A 21000-nucleotide genomic window follows, 5' to 3' on the forward strand; every position below is an offset into this window, starting at 1 on the left:
GCGACTTCCCGGACGCGCTGCACGGGCGTGTCCGGGAACCGGCGGGTCAATGGTGGCCGCAACCGCAACAACCCCAACACGGCGGAGGGGAGCACGGCGGGGATAGGCTGGGCGGGTGAAGATCGCCCGGTTCAGCCACAACGACGCCATCCAGTACGGGATCCTTGACGAGCAGGAGCTGGTGGTCCTCGCGGGCGACCCGATGTTCGCCGGGTTCGACACCACCGGCGAGCGCGTGCCGCTGGCGGATGCCGCGCTGCTCGCGCCGGTGATCCCGCGCTCGAAGGTCGTCTGCGTCGGCAAGAACTACCACGACCACGCCGCAGAGATGGGCGGAGTCGCCCCTGAGGAGCCGCTGCTCTTCCTCAAGCCGAACACCTCGGTGATCGGCCCCGGCGACACGATCGTGCGCCCCACGCTGTCGGAGCAGACCGAGCACGAGGGCGAGCTCGCCGTCGTCATCGGCCGCATCGCCAAGAACGTCAAAGCCGAGGACGCGCTCGACTACGTGTTCGGCTACACCGTCGCCAACGACGTCACCGCCCGCGATCTGCAGCGCAAGGACGGTCAGTGGACCCGCGGCAAGGGCTTCGACACGTTCTGCCCGCTGGGACCGGTGATCGAGACCGAGTTCGACGACGCGGATGCCACGATCGAGACCCGCGTGAACGGCGAGGTGCGCCAGCACGCGCCGCTTTCCGACATGATCCACTCCGTCGCAGACATCATCGAGTACGCCTCGGCCGTGTTCACGCTGCTGCCCGGCGACGTCATCCTCACCGGCACGCCCGCCGGGGTCGGTCGGTTCGCCGCCGGCGACACCGTCGAGGTCGAGGTCTCCGGCATCGGCATCCTGCGCAACACGGTGCGCGACGCTCTTCCGGTCGCATGACCCTGCCCACCGTCGCGCAGCAGCAGGCGGTGCAGCGGCGCACCGTCGCGGTCCTGTCCGCCGGGCAGGTGCTGGGAGGCATCGCCTTCGGTGCGACGGTGTCTCTCGGCGCGCTGCTGGCCGCCGACATCTCGGGCGACGACGCGCTGTCGGGCCTCGCCACGGCATCCGTCACGCTCGGGGCCGCGCTGTGCGCGATCCCGCTCGCACGGCTCGCCATGAAGCTCGGCCGGCGCCGTGCCCTCACGCTCGGCAACCTCTTCGCCCTGATCGGCATCGGGATCGTCATCCTTGCCGCGGCCCTTCGGGTCTTCCCGCTGCTGCTGGTCGGCATCATCCTGATCGGCGCGGGCAACGCCGGCAACCTGCAGTCGAGGTTCGCGGCCACCGACCTGGCGAGTTCCCGCCACCGCGGGCGGGATCTCTCGATCGTCGTCTGGGCGACGACCGTCGGGGGAGTCGCGGGTCCGTTGCTGCTCGGTCCCGGTGAAGTCGTCGGACAGGCGATCGGGATGCCGCCGCAGACCGGCTCCTACCTGTTCTCGCTGGTCGCGCAGGTGGCGGCCTTCATCCTGTACCTGGTGGCGCTGCGCCCTGACCCTCTGCTCCTCGCGCAGCGGATCATCGCCGCCGGGGCCGACCAGAACCCGCTCGAGGAACGTCGCGACCACCCGGTGGTCGCCCGCTACGCGATGTTCGCGATCGCGGCGTCGCACGTGGTGATGGCGTCCGTCATGGCGATGACCCCGATTCACCTGGCGCACATGGCCCACGGCGCACACGGCGGCCATGCGACCTCGGCGGACATCTCGTCCCTGGTCGGCATCACCATCGCGATGCATGTGGCCGGGATGTATGCGCTTTCGCCGCTGTTCGGCATCCTCGCCGACCGCTGGGGCCGGCTGCGCGTCGTGCTGCTCGGCCAGGTGCTGCTCGGCGGCGCTCTCCTTTTCGCGATCCTGACCAGCGACCAGGCGTGGGGCGTCATGGCCGCGCTGATCCTGCTCGGACTCGGCTGGAGCGCATCGACCGTGTCGGGAGCCGCGCTGCTGACCGAGGCGACGACGCCCGCGCTGCGCACGCGCCGGCAGGGCCGCAGCGACTCGCTGATGAGCTTCTCCGCGGCAGGCGGCGCAGTGCTGGCGGGAATCATCCTGTCGTACTTCCAGTACCCAGGGCTCGCGGTGGCGGCATCCGTGCTGGTCGTCGCGATCGTCGTCGCATCGCCGCTGGGGCGGATGCGCACGGAATGAGCAAGTGGCGCGGGGTCGGGCGAGCATACGAAGCCTCGTACGCCTCGCTGTGCGCCGGCACCGCCGACGCGATCCTGGCGGGGCTCGGACCCGCGGGCTCACGTACGCTGCTCGACGTCGGCGCCGGCACCGGCGCACTGGCAGCGAGGCTGGCGGATGCCGGGTGGCTCGTCACAGCCTGCGAGCCGGAACCGAGCATGCGCGAGATCTGCGCCGACCGGCATCCATCGCTCCCGTTGATCGACGGGGCCCTGCCCGGGCTGCCGATCCCCACCGGCGCATACGACGCCGTCGCGGCGAACTTCGTTCTCAACCACGTCCCCGACCCGCGCGCGGCAGCGCGAGAGATGGCTCGCGTCGCGAAGCCGGGTGCAGCTCTGGTCGCGAGCGTCTGGACGCTTTCGCCGTCGTGGTTCTGGGCAGCGGTGTGCGAGCGTGCCGGACTGCCCGCTGCGGCCGGGCAGCGGCTCCCCGCGGACAAGGATTTCGAGCGCACTGCCACCGGTTTCGGGCGGATGCTGGCCGAAGGCGGCTGGCACAGCGTCGAGGTGACAGAGCTCACCTGGAGCTGGGAGGCGTCGCCGGAGGCGCTGTGGGCTTCAGTCGCCGGAGGAGTGGCATCCGCCGGGGCGCTCTACCTGTCCCTGAGCGGCCACGATCGCTCGCGGTTCCGGGAGGCGTTCGATCACCTCTGCGACGAGTTCTCGGTCGGCGACCGGATCGAGCTCGAGCACACTGCGGCGGTGGCGGTCGGTCTCGCCCGTTGAGAGCCGTCCCGACGCGTAGGATTGACGGGATATGGCTACTCCTCATCCCCTCACCACGACAGCGACCGGCTCCGATGTGCGCGTGCGCTTCTGCCCGTCGCCCACCGGTCTGCCGCACGTCGGCCTCGTTCGCACCGCGCTGTTCAACTGGGCGTACGCCCGCCACAACGGCGGCAAGCTCGTGTTCCGCATCGAAGACACCGATGCTGCCCGCGACAGCGAGGAGAGTTACCGGCAGCTGCTCGACGCGCTGCGCTGGATGGAGATCGACTGGGATGAGGGCGTCGAGGTCGGCGGACCCCACGCGCCGTACCGCCAGTCCGAGCGCCACGACATCTACCGCGGCGTCATCGACAAGCTTCTCGCCACCGGCGCGCTCTACGAGAGCTACTCCGACGCTGCCGAGATCGACGCCCGCAATGAGGCGAACGGCCGGGCGAAGCAGCTCGGCTACGACAACCACGATCGCGACCTGACCGATGAGCAGAAGGCCGCGTTCCGCGCGGAGGGCCGCCAGCCGGCGCTGCGGCTGCGCGTTCCCGACGAGGACCTCACCTACGTGGATCTGATCCGCGGTGAGGTCACCTTCCCGGCCGGCTCCTTCCCCGACTTCGTGGTGGTGCGGCCCAACGGCATCCCGCTGTACACGTTCGTGAACCCGGTCGACGACGCCCTCATGGGCGTCACGCACGTGCTGCGCGGCGAGGACCTCATGCCGTCGACCGCCCGTCAGCTCGCGCTGTATGCAGCGCTGATCGACGCCGGCGTCACGACCTTCGTCCCGCGTTTCGCGCACATGCCTCTCGTGCTGGGGGAGACCGGCAACAAGAAGCTCTCCAAGCGCGACCCGCAGGCCGATCTCTTCCTGCACCGCGAACGCGGATTCATCCACGAGGGCCTGCTGAACTATCTCGCCCTCCTCGGCTGGTCGATCGGTCCCGACCGTGACGTGTTCTCGCTCGATGAGTTCATCGCCGCGTTCGACATCGCGAACGTCAACCCGAACCCGGCGCGCTTCGACCAGAAGAAGGCCGAGTCGATCAACGGCGACCACATCCGGATGCTGGATGTGAAGGACTTCGCCGAGCGCACGATCCCGTACCTGGCCGCGGCCGGACTCTTCGACGAGCCGAGCCATGAGCAGCTGGTGCTCGCGTTCCGCGTCGCGCCGCTCGTGCACGAGCGCGTGCAGCTGCTGGGCGACGTGCCGGGCATGGTCGGCTTCCTCTTCACGGACGACGTCTCGTACGACGCCGACGCGCTGAAGGGCCTGCCCGCGAACGCCGCCGAGGTCCTCGACGCCTGCGTCGCAGCGCTCGAGCCGGTGACCGAGTTCACCACTGAGAAGATCCAGGATGCCCTCTCCGCCGCGCTGGTGGAGAAGCTCGAGCTGAAGCCCCGCATCGCCTACGGCCCGCCCCGCGTCGCTCTCACCGGGCGCCGGGTGTCGCCTCCGCTGTTCGAGTCCATGGAACTGCTCGGCAAGGACGAGTCGCTGCGGCGACTGGCCGCACTGTCTCAGCACCTGGCCGGTTAGGCAAGCCCCTCGTCGTTCTTCCGCCACGCACGTAGCGTTGCGGGAAACGACGAGGAGGAACGATGACCGAAGCACAAGTGCAATCCGTCGAGGCGTTCGACCTGCAGAAGTACCTCGGACTCTGGTACGAGATCGGCCGCCTGCCGCTGAAGTATGAGGACGACACGGCCACGGACGTCACAGCGGAGTACTCGCTCGACGACGATGGCACCGTGAAGGTCGACAACCGCTGCCTCGACGAGGATGGCGAGCCGACGCAGGCGCTCGGCCAGGGCATTCCCGACGAAGAGCATCCGGGCCGCCTCGAAGTCACCTTCCTGCCGGAGGGCCTGCGCTGGATCCCGTTCACGAAGGCCGACTACTGGGTGCTGAAGATCGACCCCGACTACCGTCATGCGCTGGTCGGCACCCCCGATCACAAGTACCTCTGGCTGCTGAGCCGTGATCCGCGTATCGACGACGAGACGCGTTCGGCCTACCTCGCCGAGGCCCGTGCACAGGGCTATGACCTGGAACCATGGATCGAGGCGGCGCAGTCCGGCCGCCGGGTCGAGATCTGAGCCCGCGCGACGCGCCCGGCGCGCCCGCGTCGTTTTGGCGGCGCCGCTGAGTTCGGGTACAGTTGTACCTCGGTGCGAGACTCCGGTTTCGCCCTTGGGGTATGGTGTAATTGGCAACACAGCGGTTTCTGGTACCGCCATTCTTGGTTCGAGTCCAGGTACCCCAGCAGAGAAGAACCCCCGCTCAGGCGGGGGTTTTCTTGTAAAGGGGACCAATGAGGTTTGCAGCGAAGCAGGCCGGAGAACACGTCGGCCGACTGTCGCTCCTCGCCTTCGTGGTGGCTCTCGTCGTCGCCGGCATCGGAGGGATCGACGCCGTAGCCGATCGGTCGATCGCCGACGGTGCGACACGGATCCTCACACACGCGGAGCCCGCTGCCCGCAGCATCCGAGTCGTGGCCGTCCAGGCTCCCGATCTCACCGCGCAGGACGGCCAGGTGCGAGAAGCGATCGCTGACGCGTTCACGGGCGTCGACGTCGTCGTCGCACGCCAGGCCGAGCTCGAGGCGGCAGCCGAGACGCCGATGGGGGAGACGTTCACCCTGCGACTGCTCCACGACGACCGGATTCCGGATCTCGCGACGCTCACGAACGGGGAGTGGCCGCGGTCGCCGAACCAGATCGCACTGCCGGAGGCCGCGGCGGCGCGACAGCACCTCGGCATCGGTGACGCGGTCACCGTCTCACGTGACGGCACGACGCTCACTCTGGTGGGCACCTGGACCGTTGACGATCCCGAGGACTCCGCCTGGCAGGGCGACTCGGCCGTGGTCTCGGGGCAGAGCGACGGCGCCACCGGCCCTGGCGTCGTCGCGCCGGGCGCGCTGGAATCCTTCCCCGCTGCTCCGACGGTCACCTGGGAGATCACCCCCGCCGCCAGTCGGCTCACCGATCTCGAGCGCATGCAGCGCGGAATCACGTCGCTGCGCAGCCTGCCCGATGGCATCGATCCGCAGCGTCAGCACAACACCAGAGTCCTGGGCGGCCTCGGAGACACGCTCCAGCGCCAGTCGGCCGCTGTCGCCGCCACACGCGGACTGCTCGTCGCCCCGCTTCTCATCATCGCGCTGCTGGGCGCACTCGTGCTCGGCGCCGTGCTCTCCACACTGTCGACGGTCCGTCGTGAGGAGCTCGTCCTCCTGCGCGCCCGAGGCGCATCCGGACGGAGTCTCGCCGTCCGCGCCGCGGGCGAGGCCGCGGTCTCCGCCGCGGTCGGCTCCTCCCTCGCGCTGGCGGGTCTCGCGGTCGCCGTCGGCATCGGCACGACCGCGGTTCTGACGGCCATCGGCGCGGTCGTGGCCGCGGCTGTCACAGCAGGCCTCCTCGCCGTCCGCAGTGCAGGTCGCGCGGACAGCAGGCGTCCCGAGGCCCAGCGGAGCGACGCGGGTGTGCGCCCACCCGCCGTGCTGCTCCTGGTCGCCGGTGTCGCCGTGGGACTGGCGGCCCTGTCGGCATGGCAACTGTTCGCCACCGGCACGGTCGTGCGCGCAGACGGCGCTCCGGACCCACTGGCCGCCGCGGCGCCGGCGCTGCTGCTCGTCACCGCGTGCCTCGTCGGCCCCGTCGCGATCGGCCCGTTGGCCGCCGTCGCCGAGCGGCTCCTGCGCCGCAGCCGCGGGATCGCTCCGATCCTGCCCATCCGGCAGATCGCCCGACGGATGGGCAGCGTCGCCGTCGCGATCCTGTGCCTGGCTCTCGCCGCCGCATCCGTGGCGTTTGCCGTGACGGCGCCGGGAGCCGCGGATGCCGCGGAGCAGCGCACGCGCGGTGCCCTTCTCGGCGGCGACGTCCGGGTGATCGCGGACGACGGCCTGGATGCGATCGCCAGGTCCGCTGACACGTGGAGCGGCGTGACGGACGCGACCGAGATTCTGCGCACGCCCCTCACTGTGGGATCCGACACCGCCGTTCTCGTCGCGGGTCCGCCCGATGCCCTGGGACTCTCAGGTCCCATTCCCGCAGGCGCGGACGAAACGATCTCCGCCGTGATCACCCGCAGTCTCGGTGAACGGCTCGGCGCCACGACGGGGGCGGTCTTCACTGCCCGCGTGCGCTCGGTGGCCAGGCCGGTGCCGATCGAAGTCGCCGGCATCGTCGATGCCCTCCCCGGTGTGGGAGAGCGATTCGGTGTCGCCGCCGACCCTGACCAGTTGCGCGCGGCGGGTGCGGAGCTGCCCGCGAACGAGCTCTGGATCGGCAGCGAGACTCCCGAGGAGACGGCGGCGCAGGTGCGTGCGCAAGCGACTGACCCAGTGCGCATCCTCACCGCCGATCAGGTCAGCGCAGCGCCGGTCGTGTCGGTCGCCCCCGCGCTGCTGACCGCCGGCGCGCTCGTCGCCGCGCTGCTGGGCGTGATCGGTTTCCTCGCCGCCTCCTCGGCCGCGAGTCGTGCTCGCCGCGACGAGACTCTCGTGCTGCGGGCGCTCGGGCTCGGGCTGTCGCGTCAGCGGGCCCTGCGCGCGGGCGAGATCGCGGGCGTCGCGGTCTACGCGCTGCTCGTGGGCTCCGTTCTGGGGGCTTGCGTGGCCGCGGCGGTGCTGCCCATCGTGCTGGGGCTGGGCGCATGATGGGCCGGACTCCGCTCGCGATGCGCGGCGCATCCACCACCCCCGCTCTGTCGCTGTTCCTGGTCGTCGTGATCGCGGTGCTGTCGTATCTCGGGGTCGCGGCTCCTGCCGTCCTCGCCGATGGGCGCACCGCGACCGTCCAGCGCGCGGTCGACTCCCTGCCGGAGCTGGCACGGTGGCCCTCGGCGACCGCGCCAGGGCTTCCCGCGTTCACCGCCGTCTCCGAACCCGGTGTCGGGGTCTGGGGCCGCACGTTGGCGGCCGTGCAGGCGAAGCGCGCGGAGCAGCCGGAGCCGCTGCGCAGCCTGCTGGGCGAGCCTCGCGTCACGGTGACGGTCGATCCGTCCCCCAGTGCCGACCCCGGATCTGCCTCCGTCGTCCCGCGCAACAAGGTCGGACTCGTCTCCGATCCCGGACTCCTCGGCCGGGCAGACCTCGTGGAGGGACGCTTCCCTGAGATCACCGATCCGGCTGACGGGATCGAGATCGTGCTCACGCAGGCGATCGCCGAACAGCTGCGCTGGGAGACGGGCACCGTGCGCCAGTGGGATGGCACGACGCTCACACTCACGGGCCTCGTCGCCCCGTCTGCGGACGACGACGGCGATTGGGCATTCATCAGCGGATCCGTCGAGCCCCTGATCGAGGTCGATGCGGACGGCAACCGCACCCTTGTCACCGCCGCGTTCATGCACGTCGACGAGGCGGCAGCCCTCACCGCTCGGAGCGGCGACGTCAAGACCAGCGCGTGGATGCCGTTCGACTCCGCCGCGCTCGACGGGGCTTCAGCGGCGACCACGGCCGCGCAGCTGCGGCTGCTCACCGCCAGCCCCGTCGAGGTCCCGCTGCACGACACGACGTTCTTCAACCGCGGACTGGCGTTCGGCTCCTCGCTTCCGCAGGCGATCGACACCGGAACCCTTCGCGGCGATGCGATGACGGACGTCGTCGCCGTCGCATCCGGCGGCCCGATCGCCGCGGCGCTCGTCGTGGTGGCCCTCGTGAGCCGTCTGATCGCGGTGCGCCGCACGGTTGCCGCTCGAGTGCTGCGGGCACGCGGTGCATCCCGTGCACGTCTCATCGCGCTGCTGAGCGGCGAGGGCGCGGCACTGGGCCTGCTCGGCGCGCTGATCGGCGCCGGCATCGCCGCTGTGCAGCCGGGCTGGGCCGCACCCTGGGTCCTCCTCGTTCCGATCCTCCTCGCCGTCGTGCCCGCATTCGTGCTGCCCTCTGGCGCGCTGACGGATGCCGAGGGGCGCGGCCGAGGCGACCTGGGCGAGCGGAGCCGGTCCGGAGCCGGCCGTGCAGCGCTGGAGCTGGTGATACTCGCCGTCACGGTCGTGTTCGTCGTCCTCGTCGTGACGCGGAGCCGGGCGGGCGGCGTCGATCCTCTGCTGCTCTCTCTGCCTGTGCTGCTCGGCGCTTCTGGTGGCATCCTGGCGCTGCGCGTGCTGCCGGTGCTCCTCCGGCTCGCTGAGAACCGCGGTCGACGCAGACCGTCGCTCACCGCACTGCTCGGTCCGGCTCGGGCACGCAGAGAACCCGTCGTACGGATCGCCCCTGTGCTCGCGGCCGCGGTCGGGCTGGGCGTCGCGGTGTTCTCCGTGGCGTTCGTCGCGACCGTCTCCTCGGGTGTCGATCGCTCCGCGATGATCAACGTGGGTGCGGATGTTCGCGTCGACGCCGCGTACATCGACGGTGCCGGCGCGGACCGAGTCGCCGCGCTCGACGGCGTCGCGGCCATGGCGTCGTTGCGCGGCGATTCGACCGTCGACGTGTCCGTCGGCGGGAAGCCGGTGCGAGCGCACGTGTACACGGTCGATCGGGACGAGATGGTCACCGTTCAGAGGGGCAGCGCGACGCCGCTGCCCCTCGCGGACGCGCTCACCGAGGATGCCGACGAAGGCGTGCCGGTCGTGGTTTCGGAGGGACTGCTCGCGCGTCTCGGTGTGAACGACCCGGGCGAGGCCGAACTCGAGGTCGCCGGGACGCAGGTGCGCGTCGTCGGGACCGCGCCGTCGCAGGTGCCCTTCGGCACGGCCGAGCAGTGGGTGATCGTCGACCCTGCCAACGCGGCGGCTCTGGGGGAGCGGGGCACCGGGGCATCGCAGCTCTATCTCGCGCTCGCCCCAGGCGCGGATCCCGACGCCGTCGGCGGGGCGGCCGTGGCGGCGCTCGGCGGTGACGCCGCGTTCGAGACGCCCGCCTCGGTCGCCGCGGGCTACGCGCAGGATCCCGTCTTCGCAATCGTGCAGGGAGCGCTGGTCGCGGCGAGCCTGCTGGTGGCTCTGCTTCTGGCCGTGGCCGTCGTCGCGACGCTCGTGCTCGGTGCGCCCGCTCGGGCGCGGACCCTGGCCATCCTCCGCACGCTCGGCCACCCGCGGCGCGCCGCTGGGCGGCTCGTCGCATGGGAGGTGGCGCCGGCGCTGCTGCTTGCCCTGCCGTTTGGACTGGCGGCGGGGATCGCCATGGCATGGCTGGTGATCCCGCAGCTGGATCTGCGCGGCTTCGTTGGCGGATCGGGCCAGCCGCCGATCGATCTGGGCGGTGCGTGGTCGTTGCTCGTCGTGGCGGGATTCGCGCTGAGCGTCTTCGGCGCGGTCGTCGCGGCGACCGCCCTCGCTTCGCGTGCGGGCGCGGCGGACGTGATCCGCGCGGACGACGAAGGGGGACAGTGATGGGAGAGGAGCGAGACAATGGCTGACATGTCGGACGGCGCGATCGTGTGCGAGGGGCTCGTGCGGATCTTCACGGCGCAGGGCGTCGAGGTGCAGGCTCTGCAGGGACTGGACCTGCGGATGACGACCGGGGAGCTCGTCGCCGTAGTCGGAGCCTCCGGATCCGGCAAGAGCACTCTGCTCGGCATCCTCGCCGGACTCGATCGCCCCACCGCGGGCTCGGCACGGGTCGCCGGCCACGACCTGGTGACCATGAAGGGCGCGGAGCGTCTGGGCTACCGGCGCCGCAGCGTCGGATTCGTGTGGCAGCAGTCCGCGCGCAACCTGCTGCCGTACCTGTCGGCGCGCGAGAACATCGCGATGGTGCACCAGGTCGCCGGTGTCGTGCCGCGTTTCGAGCGCGCCGCCGCCGGCGACGAGCTGCTGGACCTGCTCGGCGCGGGCGAGGTCGCGGACAAGCGCGCCGCGGAGATGTCCGGCGGACAGCGGCAGCGTGTCGCGATCGCCGTCGCCCTCGCGAACCGACCGCGGGTGCTGCTCGCCGACGAGCCGACCGGCGAGCTCGACGAGCACACCAGCGCAGAGGTGCTCGCCGCCATGGAGACGGTGAACCGCGAACGCGGCGTGACGACGCTGATCGTGACGCACGACACGGGTGTTACCGAGCACGTTGACCGCACCGTGCACATCCGCGACGGCCGCACCTCTACCGAGACGCTGCGCCACACGGACACCGATCACGAGGGCCGCGCTGTCCGGACCGCCCAGGAGTATGCCGTGCTCGACCGTGCCGGCCGCATGCAGCTCCCCGCGGACTTCGTCTCCGCGCTCGACCTGAGAGAGCGCGTGCGGCTCACCCTCGAACCTGATCATGTTCGCGTCGCACCGGGGCAGGGACGCCCGGACGTCGACGAGGGCACACCGAAGGAGACCGCCGAATGACGATCGTGCTGAGAGCCGAGTCGCTCTCGCGAACCTTCCCGAGCCCGGGCGGCGACGTCCTCGCGGTGCGGGATGCCGACCTCGCCGTGGCGGCGGGGGAGCTGGTCGTCGTCGCGGGAAGGTCTGGTGCGGGCAAGACGACCCTGCTCACGATGCTCGGAGGGCTGGATCGCCCCACGGCGGGCCGGGTCCTCGTCGACGGCGCAGATCTCGCCGATCCGTCGACGGACGTCACGGCGCTGCGTGGCCCTCGCATCGCCTCCGTCTTCCAGACAGCCGGGCTCATCCCGGTTCTGTCCGCGGCCGAGAACGTCGAGGTGCCCCTGCGCATCCGCCGCGTCGATCCGCGCGAGCGCGACCGCCGCGTGGCCGACGCTCTCCGCGATGTCGGTCTGGAGGAACATGCGCAGCAGCGCCCCGGTGAGCTCTCCGGCGGTCAGCAGCAGCGCGTCGGCATCGCACGGGCGCTCGTGACAGCGCCCGGCATCCTGCTCGCCGACGAGCCGACCGCGCAACTGGACAGCGAGACGGGCGCGCAGATCATGGATCTGATCGCGCGGCTCGTGCACGACAGGGGCACTGCGGCCGTCGTCGTCACACACGACCAGGCGATGCTCGCGCGCGCCGATCGCGTGCTCGAACTGCACGACGGCGTCCTCCGCGAGCGCCGGGCCGCACAATAGACGTATGACGCCCAGGGCACGCCGGTTGCCGATCACCCGCGAATTCGTCGACGACGAGACCGTGTACCGCGACGGCCGCCGCCGCATCACCAGCAAGCGCGAGATCGCCAGGATCGATTCCCTCGCCATCCCGCCGGCATGGACGGAGGTCGGGATCTCGCGCTCCTCCTCGACGAAGGTGCTCGCCAAGGGCGTCGACGACGCGGGCCGCACGCAGACGATCTACAGCCCCGCGTTCCGGCGCCGCCAGGAGAAGGCGAAGTTCGCGCGAATCCTGCGGTTCGCCGAACGGCTCCCGCGTCTGCGCATCCAGGCCGAGAAGGACCTCCGACGCCGTCGTCTGAGCGAGGACAAGGTCGTCGCGTGCGTGGTGAGGCTCATCGACCAGGAGTTCTTCCGTGTCGGCAACACCGAGTACGCCCGGAAGCACGGTCATTACGGTGTCACGACGCTGCGGCGCAAGCACACCGAGGTGTCCGGCTCGAAAGTCACGTTCGACTTCGTCGGCAAGAGCGGCCGTCGCCATGTGAAGACCGTCCGCGACCCGCAGCTGGTACGCGTCATCTCCCAGCTCGAGGAAATGCCGGGGTACGACATCTTCCGGTTCTTCGACGAGGACGGCATCATCCACGACGTCGACAGCAAGCGCGTGAACGCCTACGTCAAGCGCCACATGGGGGAGGAGTTCTCCGCCAAGGACTTCCGCACCTGGGGCGGCACGCTGCTCGCGACCTCGGCCCTTCTCGCGATGGAGACGGACGACGACGCGGAGGACGCGGCCGTCGTCCGCGATGTCGTCGCCCACGTCGCCGAGCGCCTCGGCAACACCCCGGCGGTCACGAAGGACTCGTACATCGACCCTCGGGTGTTCTCCGCCTTCGAAGACGGGGTCACGATCCCGCAGGTGCGCGGCGCGATGAGCCGGATGCGACCGCGCAAGCACCTCACCGTCGAGGAGCAGTGCGTGCTCAAGGTGCTCAGCCGTCGCTGAACAGGTATGAGAAAGGCCCGACCCCGCGATGCGGGATCGGGCCTTCGAAGCTCAGATCAGAGCGGACGAATGTTCGTCGCCTGGGGGCCCTTGGGTCCCTGCTCCGTGTCGAACTCGACCTTCTGCGCTTCCTCGAGGTTGCGGTAGCCGCTCGACTGGATCGCGCTGAAGTGCGCGAAGACGTCGGCGGATCCGTCATCGGGAGCAATGAAGCCGAAGCCCTTGTCGGAGTTGAACCATTTGACAGTGCCAGTGGCCATGCTGTTTTCCTTTGGTGTTCATGGGTCGACCGTCGACCCGTCATACCGAGACCATGAATCGGCTCGGCAGTTCGGAGACTCTCCGGGGAGCGGCGAAGAAGCGGCGTTACGTGCCCGGTGAGGGTGAGATAGATGAGGGGCGGAAGAACAAGTGGCCACCATGCGGTGAGGCATTCGGACCGATGAGCATGTGGAGATTCCTCATGCCATCGCGGATACATGCTCAGCCTAACGGATTCTTCGCTCTGCGCCTCACTCTGAGCCGAATCCTCATGAAACGATGGAGCGATGAGTTCTGCGAATCTGACCAGGGACGAGACTGCCGTGCGATCTGCGGCGGTGACACTGCACACCGTTCGAGTCGAGCTCGATCTTCGTGCGGCGCCCGATCCCGAGCAGACCGGGTTCCCCACGACCACGACGCTGCATTTCGACGCGACCGCACCGGACACCTGGATCGACTTCATCGGCGGTGCCGTCCATGGCGTCACAGTGAACGGCGAGGCCCGGCCGGTCGAGTACGACGGCGCACGCATCGCGATCTCGGGGCTCGCGGCATCCAACACCGTCGTGATCGACGCAGTCGGCGTCTACTCGCGATCCGGCGAGGGGCTGCACCGCTTCGTCGACCCGGTCGACGGCGAGACCTACCTGTACACGCAGTACGAACCCGCCGATGCGCGCAGGGTCATGGCCTGCTTCGAGCAGCCCGACATGAAGGCCGTGTACACCTTCGTCGTGCACGCGCCCGGTGGCTGGCAGGTGCTGTCGAACCAGAGCGCGTCCGCCGTCAGCCAGCACGACGGCGCCAAGACCGTCGAGTTCGCCCCGACGCTGCCGCTGTCGAGCTACATCACCTCCGTCGCCGCCGGCCCGTACCATCGCGTCGACGCGGAGTGGACCCGCGACGACCAGACCATCGCACTCGGCGTGCTGTGCCGGCGTTCTCTGGCGGAGTTCCTCGAGGCGGACGAGATCATCGAGGTCACCAAGCAGGGGCTCGACTTCTTCACCGACGCCTTCGCGTTCCCGTATCCGTGGGGAAAGTACGACCAGATCTTCGTGCCGGAGTACAACCTCGGCGCCATGGAGAACCCCGGACTGGTGACCTTCACCGAGGCGTACCTGTCGCGTGGCGCCGCCACGGACGCGCAGCGCGGCGCACGCGCGAACACGATCCTCCACGAGATGGCGCACATGTGGTTCGGCGACCTCGTCACCATGCGCTGGTGGGACGACCTGTGGCTCAAGGAGTCGTTCGCCGACTACATGGGCTCGCACGCGTCCTCCGCCGCCACGCGGTACACCGACGCCTGGGTGCGCTTCGCCGCGAACCGCAAGGCGTGGGCGTACCAGCAGGACCAATTGCCCACCACGCATCCGATCGTCGCCGACATCACCGATCTCGAGGCAGCGAAGCTCAACTTCGACGGCATCACCTACGCCAAGGGCGCGTCCGTGCTCAAGCAGCTGGTGGCCTTCGTCGGCGAGGAGAACTTCTTCGAGGGCGCACGCCGCTACTTCGCCGCCCACGCTTACGGCAACACCGCTCTGGAAGACCTGCTCGTGGAGCTCGAGGCGGTCTCCGGTCGCGACGTGCGCGCCTGGTCGCGGGCCTGGCTCGAGACGAGCGGCATGTCGACGATCGCGCTGGAGACCGCGGCCGACGGCGGGCGGATGCTGGTGCAGACCGACCCGCGCCTGCACCGGCTCCGCGTCGGACTGTACGGCCTCACAGACGGTGCGCTGTCGCTGAGGGAGAAGGTCGAACTCGACATCGCCTCCGCGCGCACCCCGGTGGACTTCGCGGATGCCGACCTCGTCGTCATCAACGACGACGATCTCACCTACGCCAAGGCGAGGCTCGACGAACGCTCCCTCGACGCCGTCGAGCAGGCGCTGTCCACGCTCGAGCCGCTGCCGCGCGCCCTGGTGTGGTCCTCGCTGTGGAACGCCGCCCGCGATGGCGAGCTGCCCGCCGCCCGATACCTCGCGATCGTCGGCGCCCACGCCCCGGCCGAGCAGAACATCGGCCTGCTCACCGGCGTGCTGGCCAACGCCTCGTACGCCATCGGCCACTACGTGCCGGATGACGAGCGAGCCGCCCACCGCGCGACCTGGCTCGAGCGGACCTGGGCCGCGCTGACGGATGCCGCACCCGGCAGCGACGCCCAGCTGTCATGGGCGCGGGCATTCGCCGCGGCGTCCGCCTTCGATGCCTCACGTGCGACCGACGTGCGTGCGATCCTCGACGGTCGCGGGCCCGACGGCCTGCGCGTCGATCCCGATCTGCGCTGGGCGCTGCTCACCGCGCTCACGACGGTCGGCGAAGCGAGCGGTGACGACGTGGCTGCCGAGCTGGCGCGCGACGACACCGCGAGCGGGCGGACGGCGGCCCTGCGGGCGCTGGCGTCGCGCCCGGTGCAGGAGGTGCGTCTGGTCGCCTGGCATCGTGCCTGGGAGGACGAGGAGCTGAGCAACGACCACCTCAGCGCCACGATCGACGGCGTGCGCGCCGGCGGACGCCGAGATCTCATCGGTGCACTCGACGAGGGATACTTCGAGCGGGTCGCCGGTGCGTGGCAGGACCGCAGCATCGAGATCGCCCGACGCCTCGTGGTGGGGCTGTTCCCGGCATCCCCGGATCTGGATCTCGTCGACGGCTGGCTCGCAGCGAACGATTCCGCGCCGGCTGCGCTGCGACGTCTGATCGTGGAGCAGCGCGACCACTTGGCGCGCGATCTTCGCGTACGCGCGGATCAGCCTCAGCGCGAAGGCTGATCCGCGGCCTCGACGGTCATCCCCATCACGGTGCGCACGATCCACGGGTGCGCGCGGTCGTCATCGATGTGCGTCATGCCGAGGTGCTCGGCGACGCTGCGCGATGCGGCGTTCTCGGGGTGGATGATCGCCGTCAGCAGCGTCGGGGCGAACTCACGACGCACCAGTTCCACGCACGCCCCGGCGGCCTCGGTCGCAAGGCCCCGACGCTGGAAGCGGCGCACCACGTGATAGCCGACCTCTCTGACCGGGGTGTCGTTGTACGACTGCCGTGTGATGCCGCAGTCGCCGACGAACTCGCCGTCGTGCGTCTCGATCACCCAGAGGGCGTGGCCGTCGCGTGCGTAGCGCTCCTGCATCCGCTCGATCCACTCGAGGCTCTCGGCCCGAGTCTTCGGCGTCGGGTAGAACGCCATGACGTCGGGATCGCCGAGCATCGCGGCCATCTCATCGAGGTCAGAGGTGGTCATCTCGCGGAACCGCAGCCGTGTGGTCGGCTGCGGCAACAGGCGCCGCGTCACAGGTCGAGCGCGTCGCCGGGATCGAGCTCGAAGAACTCCCCGCCGTTCTGCTCTGTCGCCCACTTCAGCCGCTGGCGGTGCATGCCACGGCCGATCACCGACAGGGTCATGTCGTGGACTCCGAACGCGCGCCGGGGCTTCACAGCGAGCACGAAGTCCATCGCCTCGCCGATCTTCAGCCACGGGGCACCGGCGGGGGCGGCCAGGGTGTCGACCTCGACGCCCTCGGGCACCGCGTACGAATCGCCCGGGTAGTAGAGCACGTCGTTCACGAGGACGCCGACGTTCTGCACCAGGGGGAGCGAGGAGTGGATCACGGCGTGATCGCCGCCGAAGAAGCGCAGCGTGAAGCGCCCGGCCGTCACGGTGTCGCCGGGGGAGACCACGGTGATCTCGTAGTCGCCGGCGGCGGCTGCGACCCCTGCCGGGGCGAAGATCGGAGTCGCGGGAGCTGCGCGAAGGATGCGGTCGAGGTGCTCGGGCGTCCAGTGGTCGGGGTGCTCGTGGGTGAGGACCACGGCGACCACGCTCGAGAGCTCGTCGAGGGGTGTGGTGAACGAGCCGGGATCGATGATGAGGCTCTCTCCGCTCTCGTCAAGACGGAGGGTGGCATGTTCGTGCTTCGTTACGCGCATGGAGAGAGTCAACTCCGTTCCGGCATGTACGGCAAACGGGGTTGACGGCGGGACGCGCCCGGGATTCGCGCGCGCCTCGCCTCGATTTGGCGCAGGTGAAATCCTCGTGGCATACTTGAACGGTTGTCGCGGGACGGAAACGCTCCGCAAGACCTGGCCCCATCGTATAGCGGCCTAGTACGCCGCCCTCTCACGGCGGTAACGCGGGTTCGAATCCCGCTGGGGTCACACAACACCGAAACCCCCGGCTCTGCCGGGGGTTTTCGCGTATGGGGATGCTGCGACTACCCGGCCCGCAGCGACATCTCGCGGAACTGCGGATTGCGCAGCGGGAACCACATCATGCCCATGAGCGCCAGCCCGAACACGACGAACGCGATCCAGACGGCCGTCGCAGCGGCCAGCGCGCCGAATGCGGCCATCGCCAGCGGCATGAACACGTCGTCGCCGAGCCGGGTGATCGCGCTCATCCGGCCGAGATAGGCCGTGTCGATCGTAGCCGCGAACGTCGCGCTCAGGAGCACGGAGGCGAATCCCGCGGTCAGGCCGATCACGAAGCTTCCGATGCCGGTCAGCCAGACCGGACCGACGCCGATCAGGATGATTCCGGCGCCCTGCACGACCAGCGCCCAGAACCCGCCGAGCGCCTCGTGCCGCGGCCGCCACCTGGCGACAGCGATCGCGCCGAGCGCGGCGCCGAGGCCGATGAGCGCCTCGAAGATGCCGACGGCCTGTGCGCCCCAGCCCTCATCGTGAGCGCGCAGCGCGATACCGATGCCGGTCGCGGGGCCCACCGCGAGGTTCAGCCCGGAGAGGGCGATGACGAGTGTGCGCGTCGTCGGGGCATCCTTCATGTGCGTGAAGCCGCGCAGGATGCCGCGAAGCGCGGTCTCCTTCTCGGCGCGAGCCAGTGCGAACCGGGGACGCAGCCAGATCGCGATGAAGGCGATCACGAAGGTGAAGGTGAGGGCGTTGATGGACGCGCTCCCGGCAAGGCCGGCATACGCGACGAGGAACCCGCCGAGGGCTGAGCCTCCCATCGTTCCGAGCCTCGTCGCGGTCTGCATCACTGCGCTGTACGACGGGAGGTCGTCCACGCGGACGAGCTGTCGGCCGATGGTCGCCGCCGACGGCTCGTAGAACGCGTCGCACACGCCGAATGCGATCGCGGCCAGTGTCAGCACGAGCACGGTCGGCGGGTTCGCGAGCACCCACAGCGCGACGCCCACGAGCACGCCGACCCGCAGCACGTTGAACACGATCATGACGTGCCGGGCGTTCGCGCGGTCGGCGAGGACGCCGCCGAACAGCAGGATGACCGCGCGCGGCACGGTGCCCGCTGCGACGATGAGCCCCGCGACGGCGGGGGAGGCGATCTGCACCGCGGTCCAGGCCAGCGCGATCGACCAGATCGCGTCGCCGGCGTCGGACAGCGCCTTGACCGTGATCCAGGCGTGGACGGCGAGGTCGCGCGAGAATCTGGGCGGCTCGCGCAGCAGGGCGGGTTCGGAGGTCGTCATGGCGCCGTGGGGAATCCGTGCGCGAAGACGAAGACCGGCTGGCGTTCGACGCCGTCTTCGAGATCGATCGAACGCCGCCAGGATTCGATCGTCGCGTTGACGGCGGCGGACAGCGCCGCAAGCTCCTGCGCGGACGCCCAGGTCAGCGTGTCGGTGCTGAACGCGGAGCGATTCCATTCCGGGCTCGGTGCGGCACTCCGGTGCCAGGCCGACAGGCGCGCGATCTGGGAGTTGATGTTCGCTCGCTCTGCGCTGCGGGCGAGCATCGCGTCGGCCGGGGAATCGGCGAAGTCGTCGACCGACCAGTAGAAGCTCTTGCGTGCGGTCTGCCACCAGCTCGTACGCCGGTCGCCGGTCGGGTCATCGGCTCGTTCGACGATGCCCGCCCGCTCCAGCATCCGCAGGTGATGGCTGATGCTGCCGACCTGCTGGTCCAGCGAGCGAGCCAGGCTCGTCACCTGACTGGGGCCGTACAGGCCCAGGTAGTCGACGATCCGCCGTCGCACCGGTTGATGGACGGCGGTGATCGCCTCGATCTCTTCCATGGGAGCCACGCTAAGCGTGGTCCCGAATTCTCACAAGAGTTCTTGTATACCGCGGAAAATCAGGGAATCTCGGTTGCGGTACTCCGGCGACGCCTGCGCATGATGCCCCAGACGATCACGGCGATGACCCCCGCGACGACGAGCCAGGGGAGGAGGAACCCAATCGCGATGACCAGGGCGTTCAGTGACGCGATCAGTCCGTTCCATCCGGCGAGCAGCCCGTCAGCGAAGCCTGCGGGGTCCGCCGGCGCCACCGTCGTCGACTTCGTCACCTGCACCTGCAGCGACGACATCGCGACCTGGTCCTCGAGAGCGGCGAGCTGTTGCGTGTACGACTCGAGCTGAGCCTGACGGTCGGTGAGCGCCACCTCGGCGTCGATCAGTTCTGAAACGCTGCCCGACTGCGACATCAGCTCCGTGAGCCTGTCAACCGATGCACGGGTGGCATCGACGCGTGCGCGCAGGTCGATCGCCGCCGTCGTGACGTCCTGCTGAGATGTCGACGAGGAGACCACCGTGCCGGTCTGACCGAGCTCGCTGATGACCGTCGTCAGGTCTGCGGCCGGAACGCGGATGCTGATCCAGCCGTACTCGCCCTCGGGCGCAGGGACCGGAACGCTCGTGTCGGCCGACGGCTCCGTCGCGGAGATGTCGGTGTTCTCGACGTAGCCGTCGTGCTCTTCGGCGAGCGCCGCGATGTCATCCACCGCGCCCGCGATGTCGTCGACGCGCAGGGTCGCCTGCGCTGTCGCGATGATCTCGCGCGCACTGTCCTCCGTCGCGGCCCCGTCTGCGGCATCCATCGAGGCGTTCTCCGGCAGCGCTTCGCCGACCGCTCCGCCCCCGGCGGAGTCGGAGACGAGCCCGATCGTGTCGCCCGCGCTGCCGGCGGTCGTGCCCGTCGTGATGTTCAGAAGAGGCGGGGTGAGCAGCACCCCGGCGACGAAGGCCGCCGCGACACCGAGCCCGGTGAGCCAGACCCGGCGGCGGCTGCGCCGCTTCGACGACACCGCCGTCGCCTTCGCTGCCGGCGCGGCGACACGGTCCTTCGCGATCTCGGAGAACACCGCCGTCTCGATGCGGTCGATGCTGGCCTGCGACAGCTCGGGCAGATCCGATGCGCTGTTCGTGGGCGTCTGGTCGTTCATGCGTCTCTCATCTCCTCGACGGTGCCGCGCAACTGCGTGCGCACCCGTGAGAGACGGTTCCGAACCACTGCCGTCGTGACCTCGAGTTCGTCGGCCGCCGCCTGATAGGCAAAGCCCTCGGCAGCGCACAGCCGGAAGATCTCACGATCGAGTTCGCCGAGTGTGCCGAGCGCGTCGGTGATCCGCTCGGCGAGCTCCGCCGTGATCACCTGCTCCTCCACGTTCACGGTGTCGGGCAGGTCCTCGTCCACTGCGTCCGCGGTGTGCGCCTGCTCCCTGCGGCGTGTGCGCAGCCGGTTGGCCGACTGGAACCGGCAGATCGTCGCCAGCCACGGGAGCAGGGATTCCCCCGCCAGTTCGAGACCGGGCAGCTTGCGCCACGCGGTCACGAACGTCTCCTGTGTCACGTCCTCCGCGTCGGCGGGGGAGCGCAGGATGCCGTGCGCGATCCAGTAGACCGGCCGAACGTGCACGCGGTACAGCTCGCGGAAGGCGCTCTCGTCTCCCGCCGCGGCCCGTGCCACGAGATCCTGATCCGCAGACAGCTCGGACATCCGCTTCCTTTCGGTGTCTCTCACTGGGAGAGTGTCGCGAGATGCCTCATCGTCTCAGATCTTCTCGGAAGCTCCGAGAGCCGACGCGTGCTCAGGCCGGGATGCCCTCCGTCCTCTCCCAAACCCGGTGGCGCGGCAGCAGCGCGAGCAGCTCGGCGACGACGGC

Annotated in this window: 18 protein-coding genes and 2 tRNA genes; 13 read left to right on the plus strand and 7 right to left on the minus strand. The window is 69.9% G+C overall.

Annotation, left to right across the window (positions count from 1 at the left end):
• Positions 1 to 115 precede the first annotated feature (115 nt).
• From MAE01_RS02015 to MAE01_RS02065, 11 genes are all read left to right on the plus strand, one after another.
• Positions 116 to 892: a fumarylacetoacetate hydrolase family protein gene (locus MAE01_RS02015; protein ID WP_147037874.1), complete on the plus strand. Its 777-nt coding sequence runs from the start codon at positions 116 to 118 to the stop codon at positions 890 to 892.
• Entirely contained in the window at positions 889 to 2145 is a 1257-nt protein-coding gene (locus MAE01_RS02020) for an MFS transporter (RefSeq protein WP_147037875.1), read from the plus strand. Before MAE01_RS02015 ends, MAE01_RS02020 begins: the two co-directional genes overlap by 4 nt.
• Positions 2142 to 2912, plus strand: a complete 771-nt coding sequence (locus tag MAE01_RS02025; protein WP_147037876.1) for a class I SAM-dependent methyltransferase — start codon at positions 2142 to 2144, stop codon at positions 2910 to 2912. The genes MAE01_RS02020 and MAE01_RS02025 overlap by 4 nt, the downstream gene beginning before the upstream one ends.
• A 31-nt stretch (positions 2913 to 2943) precedes the next feature.
• Positions 2944 to 4449, plus strand: coding sequence for a glutamate--tRNA ligase (gene gltX / locus MAE01_RS02030; protein WP_147037877.1), 1506 nt, complete (start codon positions 2944 to 2946; stop codon positions 4447 to 4449).
• A 62-nt stretch (positions 4450 to 4511) separates the two neighbouring features.
• Positions 4512 to 5009 carry a lipocalin family protein gene (locus tag MAE01_RS02035; RefSeq protein ID WP_147037878.1) on the plus strand — a complete coding sequence of 166 codons (498 nt, stop codon included), beginning with the start codon at positions 4512 to 4514 and terminating at the stop codon, positions 5007 to 5009.
• A gap of 95 nt (positions 5010 to 5104) precedes the next feature.
• A tRNA-Gln gene (locus tag MAE01_RS02040) sits at positions 5105 to 5176 on the plus strand.
• 48 nt (positions 5177 to 5224) lie between these two features.
• Positions 5225 to 7576, plus strand: a complete 2352-nt coding sequence (locus MAE01_RS02045; protein WP_147037879.1) for a hypothetical protein — start codon at positions 5225 to 5227, stop codon at positions 7574 to 7576.
• Entirely contained in the window at positions 7573 to 10254 is a 2682-nt protein-coding gene (locus MAE01_RS02050; RefSeq protein WP_147037880.1) for an ABC transporter permease, read from the plus strand. The genes MAE01_RS02045 and MAE01_RS02050 overlap by 4 nt, the downstream gene beginning before the upstream one ends.
• An 18-nt stretch (positions 10255 to 10272) precedes the next feature.
• Positions 10273 to 11196: an ABC transporter ATP-binding protein gene (locus MAE01_RS02055; RefSeq protein ID WP_371861754.1), complete on the plus strand. Its 924-nt coding sequence runs from the start codon at positions 10273 to 10275 to the stop codon at positions 11194 to 11196.
• Positions 11193 to 11879, plus strand: coding sequence for an ABC transporter ATP-binding protein (locus tag MAE01_RS02060; RefSeq protein WP_147037881.1), 687 nt, complete (start codon positions 11193 to 11195; stop codon positions 11877 to 11879). Before MAE01_RS02055 ends, MAE01_RS02060 begins: the two co-directional genes overlap by 4 nt.
• Positions 11880 to 11883: 4 nt before the next feature.
• Positions 11884 to 12870, plus strand: coding sequence for a DNA topoisomerase IB (locus tag MAE01_RS02065; protein WP_147037882.1), 987 nt, complete (start codon positions 11884 to 11886; stop codon positions 12868 to 12870).
• Between the two features lie 56 nt (positions 12871 to 12926).
• Here the strand turns inward: MAE01_RS02065 and MAE01_RS02070 are convergent, their stop codons facing one another.
• Complete coding sequence (locus MAE01_RS02070) at positions 12927 to 13130, minus strand: cold-shock protein (protein ID WP_147037883.1); 204 nt, start codon at positions 13128 to 13130, stop codon at positions 12927 to 12929.
• A 288-nt stretch (positions 13131 to 13418) separates the two neighbouring features.
• Here MAE01_RS02070 and pepN point away from each other — a divergent pair, with 288 nt between their 5' ends.
• On the plus strand, positions 13419 to 15911 hold the full coding sequence (gene pepN / locus MAE01_RS02075; protein WP_147037884.1) for an aminopeptidase N: 2493 nt from the start codon (positions 13419 to 13421) through the stop codon (positions 15909 to 15911).
• Here the strand turns inward: pepN and MAE01_RS02080 are convergent.
• A complete protein-coding gene (locus MAE01_RS02080; protein WP_267901831.1) occupies positions 15896 to 16432 on the minus strand; it encodes a GNAT family N-acetyltransferase in 537 nt (178 codons plus the stop codon). The two genes, pepN and MAE01_RS02080, sit on opposite strands and share 16 nt — an antisense overlap.
• Positions 16429 to 17067 carry an MBL fold metallo-hydrolase gene (locus MAE01_RS02085; protein ID WP_147037885.1) on the minus strand — a complete coding sequence of 213 codons (639 nt, stop codon included), beginning with the start codon at positions 17065 to 17067 and terminating at the stop codon, positions 16429 to 16431. Before MAE01_RS02085 ends, MAE01_RS02080 begins: the two co-directional genes overlap by 4 nt.
• 155 nt (positions 17068 to 17222) lie before the next feature.
• Between MAE01_RS02085 and MAE01_RS02090 the strand changes: the two genes are divergently transcribed.
• Positions 17223 to 17295: transfer RNA gene (locus MAE01_RS02090), tRNA-Glu, on the plus strand.
• A gap of 56 nt (positions 17296 to 17351) precedes the next feature.
• Here the strand turns inward: MAE01_RS02090 and MAE01_RS02095 are convergent.
• From MAE01_RS02095 to MAE01_RS02110, 4 genes are read right to left on the minus strand one after another with little or no spacing between them, the layout of a single operon-like run.
• A complete protein-coding gene (locus tag MAE01_RS02095; protein WP_147037886.1) occupies positions 17352 to 18587 on the minus strand; it encodes an MFS transporter in 1236 nt (411 codons plus the stop codon).
• A complete protein-coding gene (locus MAE01_RS02100; RefSeq protein ID WP_147037887.1) occupies positions 18584 to 19132 on the minus strand; it encodes an ArsR/SmtB family transcription factor in 549 nt (182 codons plus the stop codon). The genes MAE01_RS02095 and MAE01_RS02100 overlap by 4 nt, the downstream gene beginning before the upstream one ends.
• A gap of 59 nt (positions 19133 to 19191) precedes the next feature.
• Entirely contained in the window at positions 19192 to 20280 is a 1089-nt protein-coding gene (locus MAE01_RS02105) for a DUF4349 domain-containing protein (RefSeq protein ID WP_147037888.1), read from the minus strand.
• On the minus strand, positions 20277 to 20834 hold the full coding sequence (locus MAE01_RS02110; RefSeq protein ID WP_147037889.1) for an RNA polymerase sigma factor: 558 nt from the start codon (positions 20832 to 20834) through the stop codon (positions 20277 to 20279). Before MAE01_RS02110 ends, MAE01_RS02105 begins: the two co-directional genes overlap by 4 nt.
• Between the last annotated feature and the right edge of the window lie 166 nt (positions 20835 to 21000).

The sequence above is a fragment of the Microbacterium aerolatum genome (assembly GCF_007988825.1).
Taxonomy (GTDB): domain Bacteria; phylum Actinomycetota; class Actinomycetes; order Actinomycetales; family Microbacteriaceae; genus Microbacterium; species Microbacterium aerolatum.

Coding starts and splice junctions, on each gene's coding strand:
- MAE01_RS02020 (WP_147037875.1), top strand. CDS start 889: ATGACCCTGCCCACCGTCGCGCAGCAGCAGGCGGTGCAGCGGCGCACC.
- MAE01_RS02025 (WP_147037876.1), top strand. CDS start 2,142: ATGAGCAAGTGGCGCGGGGTCGGGCGAGCATACGAAGCCTCGTACGCC.
- gltX (WP_147037877.1), top strand. CDS start 2,944: ATGGCTACTCCTCATCCCCTCACCACGACAGCGACCGGCTCCGATGTG.
- MAE01_RS02035 (WP_147037878.1), top strand. CDS start 4,512: ATGACCGAAGCACAAGTGCAATCCGTCGAGGCGTTCGACCTGCAGAAG.
- MAE01_RS02045 (WP_147037879.1), top strand. CDS start 5,225: ATGAGGTTTGCAGCGAAGCAGGCCGGAGAACACGTCGGCCGACTGTCG.
- MAE01_RS02050 (WP_147037880.1), top strand. CDS start 7,573: ATGATGGGCCGGACTCCGCTCGCGATGCGCGGCGCATCCACCACCCCC.
- MAE01_RS02055 (WP_371861754.1), top strand. CDS start 10,273: ATGGCTGACATGTCGGACGGCGCGATCGTGTGCGAGGGGCTCGTGCGG.
- MAE01_RS02060 (WP_147037881.1), top strand. CDS start 11,193: ATGACGATCGTGCTGAGAGCCGAGTCGCTCTCGCGAACCTTCCCGAGC.
- MAE01_RS02065 (WP_147037882.1), top strand. CDS start 11,884: ATGACGCCCAGGGCACGCCGGTTGCCGATCACCCGCGAATTCGTCGAC.
- MAE01_RS02070 (WP_147037883.1), bottom strand. CDS start 13,130: ATGGCCACTGGCACTGTCAAATGGTTCAACTCCGACAAGGGCTTCGGC.
- pepN (WP_147037884.1), top strand. CDS start 13,419: ATGAGTTCTGCGAATCTGACCAGGGACGAGACTGCCGTGCGATCTGCG.
- MAE01_RS02085 (WP_147037885.1), bottom strand. CDS start 17,067: ATGCGCGTAACGAAGCACGAACATGCCACCCTCCGTCTTGACGAGAGC.
- MAE01_RS02095 (WP_147037886.1), bottom strand. CDS start 18,587: ATGACGACCTCCGAACCCGCCCTGCTGCGCGAGCCGCCCAGATTCTCG.
- MAE01_RS02100 (WP_147037887.1), bottom strand. CDS start 19,132: ATGGAAGAGATCGAGGCGATCACCGCCGTCCATCAACCGGTGCGACGG.
- MAE01_RS02105 (WP_147037888.1), bottom strand. CDS start 20,280: ATGAACGACCAGACGCCCACGAACAGCGCATCGGATCTGCCCGAGCTG.
- MAE01_RS02110 (WP_147037889.1), bottom strand. CDS start 20,834: ATGTCCGAGCTGTCTGCGGATCAGGATCTCGTGGCACGGGCCGCGGCG.